This is a genomic window from Brevibacterium luteolum, from assembly GCF_013004595.1.
Lineage (GTDB): Bacteria > Actinomycetota > Actinomycetes > Actinomycetales > Brevibacteriaceae > Brevibacterium > Brevibacterium luteolum.
Genome location: NZ_JABEMC010000005.1, coordinates 87,276 through 98,805, shown reverse-complemented (window position 1 = coordinate 98,805; position 11,530 = coordinate 87,276). Strand labels below are relative to the sequence as shown.

Sequence of the window (11,530 nt, the reverse complement as noted above, 5' to 3'; positions counted from 1 at the left end):
CGCAGCAGAAGGAGGTGGCCACGGTGAGCGCACACGCACAGAACGCACAGACGCAGACGGCACCGCCGCACAGGCGTGCGAGTTCGCGCGCCGATGCCGCGCTCACAGCAGCTGCGGTGATCTTCTCGCTCATCGGGGTGCTTGCGATCGCGGTCGTGCTCATCCAGGCCGCCATGCAGGCCAGACCCTCGGCGCTCATGACCTACACGGGAATGATCTGCCTGCCGATCGGGTTTGCAGGAATGCTGGCCGTGCTCATCCGCGCCACACTGCGCCGCCGCAGCAGCTGAACCGGCCCGCCGGAGCCCAACGGCCGGCCCGCCAGCACACGACAGCCACCCGGCACCCGCGGCACACACCGCACCACCGGCCCACCGGCCGCACCACCCCACCAACTCAGAACAATCCGCTTCTGCTGCGGCACACCTGCCGCCAGAAGCCACGTATGTGAAAGGACGCTATGCCCACCGGACGCGTGAAATGGTTCGACGAAGGCAAGGGATTCGGCTTCGTCACCGCCGATGACGGCGAACAGATCTTCCTCCACGGCTCCGCCCTGCCCGCCGGAGCGCAGGTGCGCACCGGCACCCGCCTGGACTTCGACATCGTCGACGGCCGCAAGGGCAAGCAGGTGCTCAAGGCCCGCGTGCTCGACGCCCCGCGCAAGGTCCGCCGCGACCCGGAGAAGATGGTCGTCATGGTCGAAGACGTCATCCGCCTCCTCGACGACACCGCCGCCGGCCTGCGCCGCGGCCGGTACCCCGATTCGGCACATTCGCATAAGGTGGCAGAAGTGCTCCGCGCGATCGCCGATGACCTGGAGGGTTGATGTCGCACCTGTTCGATGCCTGGCTAGAGGACATGCGCGCCAGCCGCAGCCGCACAGGCGCCAGCCCCGCTGACTCCGGCGAGCCGGCTGCCGCCGCCGCGCCCGAGGCGGGGGAACCGGAAGCTGCCGCAGCTGCGGATCCGCAGTCGGCTGAGACCGCCGCCGAGGCGCCGCGCACCTCCCGCAGGTCCGCGAAGATCGCCGACGACGCACTGCTGCTCGCCGCCGTCGACATCGCCCGCGAGGCCATCGCCGAGGCGGCCGAAGCCGAGCACATCGGCGGGCACTTGTCCGCTGTCATGGAGGGCCAGCGCCTGGCCACCCACGCGTTCGCCTGCACGATGCCCGGCTACCGCGGCTGGCACTGGGTAGCCGTGCTCGCCCGGGCGCCGCGGTCGAAGAAGGTCACCGTGTGTGAGACCGCGCTGCTGCCCGGTGAAGACGCGCTCGTGGCACCGCGCTGGGTGCCGTGGTCTGAGCGCCTGCAGCCCGGTGACATGAGCGCCCGCGATGTGCTGCCGAAGGTGCTTGACGACCCGAACCTCGAGCAGGGCTTCGAACAGGTCGGCGGTGAGGACACCGGACTCGGCCCCGATGACGAGATCGACCAGATCCCCAACTTCGAATGGGGACTCGGGCGTCGCCGCGTGCTCTCCCGTGAGGGCATCGCCAACGCCGCGACCCGCTGGGAGAACTCCGACGCAGGCCCCGAGGGCGACTTCGCCCGCCGCGCCTCTGCCCACTGCTCGACCTGCGGTTACCTCATGCCGATGACCGGCTCCCTGCGCACGCAGTTCGGCGTGTGCGCCAACGAATGGTCGCCCTTCGACGGCCGCGTCGTCGCCCTCGACAACGGATGCGGCGCGCACTCGGAGACCGACGAGCGGCGCAAGCCCGAACCGATCCCCGACCCGGTCATCGACGACTTGGACGAGGACTTCGACATGGTCGCCACCACCAGCGACGACGACTCCGGCAGCACTGAGCAGTCCGACAGCAGTGAACAGCCCGGCACCAGCGAGACCAGCGGTGCGGACACGGCACAGCCGGCCACCGCCTCGGGAGCGGCAGAGGCCAACACCGCCGCCGAACCCGAACGCGAGGAGGCACACGCCAGCCGATGAGCTCGATGTTCCGGTCGCTGAGCGAGCCCAACTACCGCCGGTGGTTCTCGGGTGCGCTGGTGTCGAACACCGGAACGTGGATGCAGCGCACGGCGCAGGACTGGATCGTCCTTACCCAGCTGACCGACAACGACGCGACCGCGCTCGGCATCTGCATGGCTCTGCAGCTGGGGCCGCAGCTCATCATGTTCCCCGTCGCCGGGGCGATCGCCGATAAGTTCCCCAAACGCAAGCTGCTCATCCTCACCCAGGCCCTCCTCGGTGCCTGCGGGCTGCTGCTCTTCGCGCTCGCCATCACCCACCTGCTCGTGCTCTGGCACGTCTACGTGCTCGCCTTCGCCCTCGGCATGGTCGCCACGATCGACAACCCCGCCCGGCAGGCCTTCGTCTCCGAGCTCGTCGGCGAGAAGCTGCTGCCCAACGCCGTCTCGCTCAACTCTGCCTCCTTCAACGGTGCGCGCATGTTCGGCCCGGCGATCGCCGGCGGGCTGACCGCACTCATCGGCGCCGAACCGGTGTTCCTCGTCTCTGGGCTCGGCTTCGCCGCCACCATCGGGGTGCTCGTTACGCTCGACCGGTCGAAGCTGCACTCGACGAGTGCCCGGAAGATGGGCAAGCGCGGGATCCTCGGCGGGTTCACCTACATCCGCACCCGGCCTGACATCATCGTCGTGCTCACGATCCTCGGGATCGTCTCGACCTTCGGGTTCAACTTCAGCGTCTACACCGCCACGATGGCCAAGATCGAGTTCCACCAGGACGCCGGCGGGTTCGGGCTGCTGTCCTCGGTCATGGCGATCGGCTCGGTCGCCGGGGCGCTGACGGCCGCCAAGCGGGAGAAGCCGCGGCTGCGGATGGTCTTCGGTGCCGCCGGTGGGTTCGGGCTCGCCTGCCTGCTCGCGGCGATGGCCCCGAGCTACTGGGCGTTCGCGATCGTGCTCACCGGCGTCGGCTTCTCCGCGATCACAATGATGACCTCAGCGAACGCCTATGTGCAGACGACGACGCCGGCCGGCTACCGCGGTAGGGTCATGGCGATCTACGCCGCCGTCGTCATGGGCGGCACCCCGATCGGCGCACCGGTCGCCGGCATCGTCGCCGACCTCCTCGGGCCCCGCGCTTCGCTCGTCGTCGGCGGGCTCTCGGGTGTCATCGGTCTGTCCGTGGGGCTGGGCTGGATGATCTTCGCCAAGCACCTGCGCGTCCACCGTCCCCGCCGGCGCCGCCGCCTCATCCACCTCAGCTACGACGGCAAACCCTGAGATCAACCGCACCCGAGGTGTGGGGCGGCCGGTCATCAGCCGGTACGGCGCGCCTGCCCAGGTCAGTGCCGGGAAGTGCTCGTACACTGAGGGCGCACCCTGTTCCCGAAACGTGAGGCCACCTGGCAGTGAACGCAGAGATCATCACGACCGTCCTCGTCGGACTGGCCATGCTCATCGGTTGCATCGGCATCATCGTCCCGGTGCTGCCCGGTTCCATTCTCATCGCCATCGCCGCGATCGTATGGGCCGTCGTCATCGGCACGGCCACCGGCTGGGTGACGCTGGCCGTCATCCTGGTGCTCGTCGGCATCGGCATGACCGCCTCGTGGGTGCTGACCGGCAAGCGGCTCAAGGCCCGGCAGATCCCGAACTCCTCGCTGGTGCTGGCCGCGATCTGCGCGTTCATCGGTTTCTTCGTCATCCCGGTCGTCGGGCTGTTCGTCGGCTTCATCGCCGGTCTCTACCTCGCCGAATTCCGGCGGCTGAAGGATCCGAAGGAATCGTGGCAGTCGAGCTGGACGGCGATCAAGGCGCTGGGCATCGGCATCATCGTCGAGTTCTGCTGTGCGGCAGCCGCACTGACGGCCTTTGTCGTCGCCAACGCCATCTATTTCGTCAACGCCTGAGCTGGGACAGCCGAAACGGCCGGCCACCCCGCGGGGTGACCGGCCGTTCTCAGATCTGCTGGAGTAGGTCTGCTGGCTCAGGCGCTCATTTCGTGACGGCGGTGAGGACGAAGTCGATGCAGGACAGAAGCGCCTTGACGTCCTCGGGTTCGACCGAGGCGAAGGTGGCGATGCGCAGCTGGTTGCGGCCGAGCTTGCGGTAGGGCTCGACGTCGACGACGCCGTTGGCGCGCAGCATGTCGGCGACAACTGCCGCATCGATGGAGTCGTCGAAGTCGATCGTGCACACGACAGCCGACCGATCCGCAGGGTCGGTGACGAAGCAGGTGGCGACATCGGAGTTCTCCGCCCACCGGTAGACGAGCTCCGATGACGTCCGGGTCCGTTCGGTCGCCCAGGCGAGTCCGCCGTTGCCGTTGATCCACTCGATTTGCTCAGCCAGCAGCAGGAGAGTCGCGACTGCCGGGGTGTTGTAGGTCTGGTCCTTGCGTGAGTTCTCGATCGCGGTGACGAGGTCGAGGGAGGCTGGGATCCAGCGGCCGGAGTCCTTGATCTCATAGGCCCGTTCGATCGCGCGTGGGGACATGATCGCAATCCACAGACCGCCATCGGAGCCCATGTTCTTCTGCGGGGCGAAGTAGTAGACGTCCGTTTCGCGGATGTCGACCGGCAGGCCGCCGGCGCCCGAGGTCGCGTCGATGACGACGAGCGCATCATCAGCGATGCCAGCCGGCCGCCGGATCTCGGTGGCGACACCGGTGGAGGTCTCATTGTGCGGCCAGGCGTAGACATCAGCGCCAGCCACCGCCTCGGGAACGGCACCGGTGCCCGGCTCTGCGTCGAGGATCGCGGACTCCGCGAGGAACGGGGCTGTGTTCGTGGCCTTGGCGAACTTCGCGCCGAACTCGCCGAACTGGGCGTGGGCGGCCTTCTCGCGCACGAGCCCGAAGGTAGCGACATCCCAGAACACGGTCGATCCGCCGTTGCCGAGCACCACCTCGTAGCCGGCGGGCAGGTCGAACAGCTCGGCCAGGCCGGTGCGGATGCGGCTGACGAGCTTCTTGACCGGGGCCTTGCGGTGGGAGGTGCCGATCACCTCGCGCCCGGCAGCGGCCAGTGCTGTCAGCTGCGCATCGCGCACACGGGCAGGCCCGGAGCCGAAGCGGCCGTCGGCGGGCAGGAGTTCGGATGGGATCTTCACGGAATTCGGTGCATCACTCACCCCACCGATTCTACGACCCGCGCGTGAGAAGCCGGGGACGGGGTCGCGGAGTAGGCTTGGGCCATGACTTCCGAGACCCCCGAGACGCAGGCCGCCGGGCGCGAGGCGATCGCCGACCTGGCCCGCCAGCGCGTCGAATACGGCAGCGACCATCTCGACGAGGTCGCAGCCGACCCGCACACCCAGTTCCGCACCTGGTTCGCTGAAGCCGAAGACGCCGTGACCGAACCGAACGCGATGCTGCTGGCCACCGCCGACGCCTCCGGCCCGGCCGCCCGCATCGTGCTGCTCAAGGGCTTCGATGCCAGCGGGTTCACCTTCTTCACCAACTACGACTCGGCCAAGGGCCGTCAGATCGCCGCCCAGCCGATCGTCGCGCTCACCTTCCCGTGGCTCGAGCTCCAGCGGCAGGTGCGCGTGCGCGGGATCGCCGAGCCGATCCCGGCAGCCGACTCCGATGCCTACTTCGCCGTGCGCCCGCGCGGGGCGCAGATCGGGGCGGTCGCCAGCCGGCAGTCGGCACCGGTGGCCAGCCGCGAGGCGATGCAGCAGGCCTATGATGACGCCGCCGCCCGCTACGACGGCACCGAGGTGGCCCGGCCTGAGAACTGGGGCGGCTACCGCGTGCGCGCCTTCGAGATCGAGTTCTGGCAGGGCCGGGCGAACCGCTTCCACGACCGCTTCGTCTACATGAGCACCGACGGACAGCCCGCAGACCTCGCCACCGCAGCCGACTGGTCGATCACCCGCCTCAACCCCTGAGCCGGCCACCGCCTCGGCGCCGGCCGCAGACCAAGGTGGGCCGCTGGGCGAACCGGTGCGTGACGCCGCTCACGCGGGGGATAGGATGAGCGCGACGGCCGCAGCGTCCGCGGCCACGTGAGCGAATCAGAGAGGATGCTGCCATGACACAGAACCAGCCGGCCGCCTACGGGCCCGACGAGCTGTTCGACAACCTCATCGCCGGTCAGTGGGTCCCATCGGAGGACCGCAGCCGCAACATCAACCCCTCGGACACCTCAGATGTCCTCGGCCAGTTCGCCCGCGCCGACGCCGCCACCGTCGAACGCGCCATCGCCGCAGCCAGGGAATCCGCCGAGACCTGGGCGCACAGCCCCATCCAGCAGCGCTTCGACATCCTCGACACCACAGGCACGCTCATCAAGGAGCGCGCCGACCAGCTCGGCGAGCTGCTCGCCCGTGAAGAGGGCAAGCAGCTCAAGGAGGCCACCGCCGAGGTGCTGCGCGCCTCCCAGCTGTTCAAGTTCTTCGCCGGTGAGACGCTGCGCAACACCGGCGAGGTCGTCGACTCCGTCCGCCCGGGTCTGCGGGTGGAGATGATCCACGAGCCGGTCGGTGTGGTCGGCATCATCACCCCGTGGAACTTCCCGATCGCCATCCCGGCCTGGAAGATCGCCCCAGCACTCGCCTACGGCAACACGATCGTGTTCAAGCCCGCCGAGATCGTCCCGGCCAGCGCGCATGCGCTCGTGTGCATCCTGCGCGAAGCCGGCCTGCCCGACGGCGTGCTCAACCTCGTCATGGGTCCCGGCCGCGTGGTCGGTGACACCATCTCCACCAGCCGCGACGTCGATGCGGTCACGTTCACCGGATCGGTCGGCGTGGGTGCCGGCGTCATCGCCAACGCCTCGGCCGCCGGGTCGAAGGTGCAGTGCGAGATGGGCGGGAAGAACCCGCTCATCGTGCTCGGCGACGCCGACCTCGACGCCGCTGCCGATGCCGCGATCAACGGTGCCTTCTTCTCCACCGGCCAGCGCTGCACCGCCTCCAGCCGCCTCATCGTCACCGCCGATGTCCACGATGAGTTCGTCGCCAAGCTCAAGGAGCGGATGACCGGACTGACCGTCGGTGACGCGCGTGCAGAGTCGACGGTCATCGGCCCGGTCGTGTCGGCAGACCAGCTCAAGCAGGACGAGGAGTACATCCGCCTGGCCGCTGATGAAGGCGGCACCGTCCACGGCGGCGAGCGGGTCGAAGCCGACACCGAAGGCTACTTCCTCGCCCCGGCGCTGGTGACCGAGACGACCGAGGAGATGACGATCAACAAGGAGGAGGTCTTCGGACCCGTCGCCAGCGTCATCAAGGTCGCTGACTACGACGAGGCCCTCGCGGTGGCCAACCGCACGACCTTCGGCCTGTCGTCGGGCATCTACACCGGCTCCCTCACACACGCCGAGCACTTCAAGCGCCACTCCCAGGCCGGCATGGTGATGGTCAACGCCCCGACCGCCGGCGTCGACTACCACACGTCCTTCGGCGGACGGAAGGGCTCCAGCTACGGCCCGCGCGAACAGGGCCGGGCGGCACGGGAGTTCTTCACCCTGCACAAGACCATCTACGTCAACCCCTGAACGCGACCTGACGGCTGTGACCCAGCAGGCGCCTCGGGCCCGGTCCCGAGGCGCCTGCTGACGCTCCAGCACACGCCCACCAGCGTGCGCGCTGGAGCAGGGGCCGCAACCGATGCGCTCGGGATGATTTTTCACCCCACACGGCGTAAACTGGAACAGTTCCAGATAAAAATCGCCGGGGTCTCCTGCCTCGGGATAGACTGGTGGCAGCCGGAAAGGAAATGGACCAAGCTCGTGAATGATCTCATCGATACCACCGAGATGTACCTCAAGGCCATCGTCGAACTTGAGGAACAGGGCGTGGTGCCGCTGCGCGCTCGCATCGCCGAGCGCCTCGACCACTCCGGTCCCACCGTGTCGCAGACCGTAGCCCGGATGGAGCGCGATGGCCTGCTCGTCGTCGGCTCCGACCGTCACCTCATCCTCACTCCCGAAGGCCGCGACCTGGCCACCTCGGTCATGCGTAAGCACCGGCTGGCCGAGCGGCTCCTTGCCGATGTCATCGGCCTGGACTGGGAGCTCGTCCACGACGAGGCCTGCCGCTGGGAGCACGTCATGAGCGACCAGGTCGAGGAGAAGCTCGTCGGCCTGCTGGAGAACCACACCACCAGCCCCTACGGCAACCCGGTGCCCAGTCGCGAATCCCTCGGCGAGGCGCCCAAACCCAGCGCCGACATCGTCGCCCTGTCTGAGGTCTGTCCCGGTGACCGGCAATGCACGGTGACGATCGCATGGATTGCCGAGCCGCTGCAGACCGATCACATGCTGCTCGGCCAGCTCAAGCAGACCGGCATCCTGCCCGGGGTCACCGTCGCCTGCGAGCCGACCGGCGACTACCTCACGCTGCGCGCTCCCGGTGTCGAGGATGTCCTCGACCTGCCGATCGAGACCGCCGCGCACATCTTCGTCACCCAGGAGTGACAGACGCCTACCGAACGAGCGCCGCAAGGGATGAGATCACGGAAGCGCCGCGATTGCGGCGCTTCCGTAACATTTTCTTGAAGAATTTTTATGGCCTCTGACCAGGGCAGATATCTGCAAGGTCACGGCGCTGTTCACATCCTTGTGACAATAATGTGACATTCGGCCGCGATGTCGGTTACTGTAGCTATCGCGGGTTGAGACAACCCGCTTCTGCAATGAGAATCCGAGTGCCGCACTCAGCGCAGAAGACAAACCCAAAAGGACCGTTGCGGCAGCGGGGGAACCACCTTCGCTTCACCGGCCGACAGGCCGCGAAGCTCGGGGCTAAGTTCCAAGCCGGAACCGGGCAACTCCAGCTCGAGCCCGACAGCTCACCCCGTAGGTAATGGAGGAGAACTTTCGTGGCAGTAAAGACGCGTGGTCGCCGTCGGGCAAATGGTCCGGCCAAGACTCCACTCACTGAACTCACCGACGCCCTCGCCGCCAACTCCGGCGCAGTCGGACGGCGCGCGGCCGTCGTCGCCGCCGCTGGCGGCCTCATGGCGGCAGTCGCACTCCCGACCGCCAACTCGGCAGCTGAAGCCGATGGCAAGGTCGTCGCACAGGACTCCGAGGTCGATCAGACCCCAGAATTCGTCAACCAGGCCAGCGTCACCGCTCCCGATGCCGAGGACAGCAGCGACGCTCTGAAGACCTCGACCGCCAGTGTCGAGACCGGATCAGCTAAGGCTGCTCCGAGCCCAGAGCCCACCCAGACCAGCACGCCGACGCAGACCCGCGACTCGAGCTCCGAACCGCGTGACTCGGGTTCCGCGTCGCCTGACTCGGGTTCCGCATCGCGTGATTCGGGTGCCGCATCGCGTGATTCTGATCGCTCCTCGAAGAGCTCTGACGACGTCAAGATGCCCAACGGCTCGAAGGCCGAGCAGGTCATCGGCCTGGCCAAGCAGTACAGCGGCATCCCCTACAAGTGGGGCGGCACGACCACTGCCGGATTCGACTGCTCGGGATTCACCTCGTTCATCTACGGCAAGGTCGGCGTCAACCTGCCTCGCACCTCGAGTGCGCAAAAGGGTGCAGGCACGGTCGTGTCGAAGTCCGAAGCCAAGCCCGGCGACCTCATCTGGGCTCCCGGCCACGTCGGCATCTACGCCGGCAACGGCATGATGTACGACGCTCCGAGCAGCGGCAAGACCACCGGTTACCACTCCGCCGATTGGATGATGAAGAAGGGTGCCGTCTTCGTCCGCGTTCTCTGATCCTTGAGCCGAGTCCAGCGCCTTGCGCTGACGAGTCGGCTCTCACACCGCACGCCCGCGGACTGCCATGGTCCTGGCAGTCCGCGGGCGTGCGGTGTCTGTGCATGCCGAAGCGGCGCGCCCGGATCGCCTCTCGGCCCGCCGGCCTCAGGCTCCCGCCCCCGGATCGCTTCTCGGCCCGCCGGCCCCAGGCTCCCGCCCCCCGTTGCCGGCGCGCTCGGATCTTTGCGCGGGCGGCGAACCGCTGGTGAATCCCGGTGAACAGTTGCCGTCTATTCGGCAACTCTGCGCCCACTGTGTGCGCGTGGGAGGCGAAAACGTCTGCGCTGCGCTAGTCTGGTGCGCAGTGATATGGACCACGCGACTACCCCGGCGGCCTGCCGCCGGGCACGGCAGGCGAGCACAGAAGGGAGACGGGCTATGACGACTGCGCAGACCGCGCCGGCGCCGAGCCTGCTTCCCGAGCGCACCGACGCCGTGGCTGTCTTCGACATCGTCGATTCCATAGCCGAGTCCATAGTCGACTCGATACCCGCCGTGCCTGCACGGCAGATCTCCCAGTTCCAAGGCGTTGCACGAATGTGCAGCGCCTTGTGTGTTCTCAGCAGAGGAGCGAACCTGTGAAGACCCTGGTGCTCAATGCCGGTTACGAGCCGATGTCCATCGTGTCGTTCAGACGCGCCATCATCCTCGTCCTGGCCGGAAAGGCGACCGTGCTTGCCGCAGACTCCTGCGTGCAGGTGCGCAGTGAGACACTGTCGCTCGAACAGCCCTCGGTCATCCTGCTGACACGCTACGTGCGTCCGCCGAGCGGCGCCTCGGTGACGCTTTCGCGCAGGGGAGTGCTCCGCCGCGACGACGCCACGTGCGCGTACTGCCGCGGTCACGCCAATACGGTCGATCATGTGCTGCCCCGCTCCCGAGGCGGCGGCAACACTTGGCAGAATCTCGTTGCCTGCTGCCGGTCATGCAACAACGAGAAGGGCGACCGGACCCCAGAGGAGATGGGCTGGTCCCTGCCGTTCACCCCCGGCCCGCCGCGCACCGGCCGGTTCTGGCTGCGTGAGCTCGATAATCCCGCCGAACAGTGGCGGCCGTTCCTGTCCTACGCCACTGCTGCCTGAGGACGCTGATAGGTGTTGTCAGCGTCGAGTGCCACATCGAGTGAACTCGATGTGGCACTCAACGTCGATGTTCTGGCCGTTTCGACGTCGTTGACTGCAACATTCAGGCCTCTCGATGTGGTACTCAACGCACATTCGGTGTGCCTGCGGCGGCCAGCGGCCTGGTGCGGGCCTCACGCGAAAGCAGGAAGCCGCCCATGAATGCCGACAGGCGGCCTGCCCCGAAGGTCAGACCGCCTGTCCGCTGCGTCTCAGACTAAAGCGCTGAGATCAGTCGCGACGGGTGCGTCCGGAGATGAATCCCCAGACGATGAGCACGATCAGTGAGCCGCCGATGGCCAGCAGCCAGGATCCGATGTCGAAGAACGCGTCGACACCCTTACCGAACAGAACGCTGCCGAGCCAGCCGCCGAGCAGGGCGCCGATGACACCGCAGACGAGCGCGCCGAGCCAGCCGCCACCCTGACGACCCGGGAGGATCGCCTTGGCGATGGCACCTGCGATGAGACCGAGAAGAAGAAATGCTAGGAAGCCCATTGTTGCTCCTTTCGATTCGCGGAATCTGCGACTCGGCCGGGGACCGGCCGACGCTGGATTCTGCACTCACTCGTCGATCGTATCAAGTTCCCTTGATTATGGGGGCTGATAGACGCGGAACCCCTATGGTTGTTATCAGATGCATCGCTGAGCGGTTGAGCGCACGTGCGCACCCAAACAGGGTTGCGACCGGTGTATCGGTATCAATATGCCTATTGTCCGCGCATTCCGGCAGGCGCAGCGGCGTA

The 11,530-nt window shown here is 67.4% G+C and carries 13 protein-coding genes and 1 riboswitch; of the genes, 11 read left to right on the top strand and 2 right to left on the bottom strand.

Annotated features, from left to right (window positions below; translation table 11 throughout):
• The first annotated feature begins 23 nt into the window (after positions 1–23).
• The 5 genes from HLA91_RS09165 (at position 24) to HLA91_RS09145 (ending at position 3,844) form a co-directional block, all read left to right on the top strand.
• Positions 24–290 (top strand): hypothetical protein, encoded by a 267-nt coding sequence (locus HLA91_RS09165; protein ID WP_170274433.1) that lies wholly within the window; start codon positions 24–26, stop codon positions 288–290.
• Between the two features lie 170 nt (positions 291–460).
• On the top strand, positions 461–829 hold the full coding sequence (locus HLA91_RS09160; protein ID WP_102161941.1) for a cold-shock protein: 369 nt from the start codon (positions 461–463) through the stop codon (positions 827–829).
• A complete protein-coding gene (locus HLA91_RS09155) occupies positions 829–1,953 on the top strand; it encodes a DUF3027 domain-containing protein (RefSeq protein ID WP_170274432.1) in 1,125 nt (374 codons plus the stop codon). The genes HLA91_RS09160 and HLA91_RS09155 overlap by 1 nt, the downstream gene beginning before the upstream one ends.
• On the top strand, positions 1,950–3,215 hold the full coding sequence (locus HLA91_RS09150; RefSeq protein WP_170274431.1) for an MFS transporter: 1,266 nt from the start codon (positions 1,950–1,952) through the stop codon (positions 3,213–3,215). The genes HLA91_RS09155 and HLA91_RS09150 overlap by 4 nt, the downstream gene beginning before the upstream one ends.
• Positions 3,216–3,343: 128 nt before the next feature.
• Entirely contained in the window at positions 3,344–3,844 is a 501-nt protein-coding gene (locus tag HLA91_RS09145; RefSeq protein ID WP_102161938.1) for a DUF456 domain-containing protein, read from the top strand.
• A gap of 85 nt (positions 3,845–3,929) precedes the next feature.
• Here the strand turns inward: HLA91_RS09145 and serC are convergent, their stop codons facing one another.
• On the bottom strand, positions 3,930–5,066 hold the full coding sequence (gene serC, locus HLA91_RS09140) for a phosphoserine transaminase (protein WP_420867894.1): 1,137 nt from the start codon (positions 5,064–5,066) through the stop codon (positions 3,930–3,932).
• 63 nt (positions 5,067–5,129) lie between these two features.
• On the opposite strand from serC, the gene pdxH reads away from it, so the two are divergent.
• The 6 genes from pdxH to HLA91_RS09110 all read left to right on the top strand — a co-directional run bounded on the left by pdxH (position 5,130) and on the right by HLA91_RS09110 (position 10,745).
• On the top strand, positions 5,130–5,828 hold the full coding sequence (gene pdxH / locus HLA91_RS09135) for a pyridoxamine 5'-phosphate oxidase (RefSeq protein ID WP_170274429.1): 699 nt from the start codon (positions 5,130–5,132) through the stop codon (positions 5,826–5,828).
• Between the two features lie 143 nt (positions 5,829–5,971).
• Positions 5,972–7,438 (top strand): aldehyde dehydrogenase family protein, encoded by a 1,467-nt coding sequence (locus HLA91_RS09130; RefSeq protein ID WP_170274428.1) that lies wholly within the window; start codon positions 5,972–5,974, stop codon positions 7,436–7,438.
• A gap of 234 nt (positions 7,439–7,672) precedes the next feature.
• On the top strand, positions 7,673–8,359 hold the full coding sequence (locus HLA91_RS09125; protein WP_102161936.1) for an iron-dependent transcriptional repressor DtxR: 687 nt from the start codon (positions 7,673–7,675) through the stop codon (positions 8,357–8,359).
• A gap of 254 nt (positions 8,360–8,613) precedes the next feature.
• Positions 8,614–8,762, top strand: a riboswitch (cyclic di-AMP (ydaO/yuaA leader).
• Between the two features lies 1 nt (position 8,763).
• Positions 8,764–9,621 carry a C40 family peptidase gene (locus HLA91_RS14200; protein ID WP_102161935.1) on the top strand — a complete coding sequence of 286 codons (858 nt, stop codon included), beginning with the start codon at positions 8,764–8,766 and terminating at the stop codon, positions 9,619–9,621.
• Between the two features lie 420 nt (positions 9,622–10,041).
• Positions 10,042–10,245, top strand: coding sequence for a hypothetical protein (locus tag HLA91_RS09115; protein WP_170274427.1), 204 nt, complete (start codon positions 10,042–10,044; stop codon positions 10,243–10,245).
• Positions 10,242–10,745, top strand: a complete 504-nt coding sequence (locus tag HLA91_RS09110; protein ID WP_170274426.1) for an HNH endonuclease — start codon at positions 10,242–10,244, stop codon at positions 10,743–10,745. The genes HLA91_RS09115 and HLA91_RS09110 overlap by 4 nt, the downstream gene beginning before the upstream one ends.
• Positions 10,746–11,015: 270 nt before the next feature.
• Here HLA91_RS09110 and HLA91_RS09105 read toward each other — a convergent pair whose 3' ends face one another.
• The gene (locus HLA91_RS09105; protein WP_102161932.1) at positions 11,016–11,282 is read right to left on the bottom strand and encodes a GlsB/YeaQ/YmgE family stress response membrane protein; all 267 of its coding nucleotides are present in this window, start codon (positions 11,280–11,282) and stop codon (positions 11,016–11,018) included.
• Positions 11,283–11,530 lie beyond the last annotated feature (248 nt).

What these genes read in the sequence shown, in the direction of transcription:
- HLA91_RS09160 (WP_102161941.1), top strand. Translation starts at nt 461, where the DNA reads ATGCCCACCGGACGCGTGAAATGGTTCGACGAAGGCAAGGGATTCGGC.
- HLA91_RS09155 (WP_170274432.1), top strand. Translation starts at nt 829, where the DNA reads ATGTCGCACCTGTTCGATGCCTGGCTAGAGGACATGCGCGCCAGCCGC.
- HLA91_RS09150 (WP_170274431.1), top strand. Translation starts at nt 1,950, where the DNA reads ATGAGCTCGATGTTCCGGTCGCTGAGCGAGCCCAACTACCGCCGGTGG.
- pdxH (WP_170274429.1), top strand. Translation starts at nt 5,130, where the DNA reads ATGACTTCCGAGACCCCCGAGACGCAGGCCGCCGGGCGCGAGGCGATC.
- HLA91_RS09130 (WP_170274428.1), top strand. Translation starts at nt 5,972, where the DNA reads ATGACACAGAACCAGCCGGCCGCCTACGGGCCCGACGAGCTGTTCGAC.
- HLA91_RS09115 (WP_170274427.1), top strand. Translation starts at nt 10,042, where the DNA reads ATGACGACTGCGCAGACCGCGCCGGCGCCGAGCCTGCTTCCCGAGCGC.
- HLA91_RS09105 (WP_102161932.1), bottom strand. Translation starts at nt 11,282, where the DNA reads ATGGGCTTCCTAGCATTTCTTCTTCTCGGTCTCATCGCAGGTGCCATC.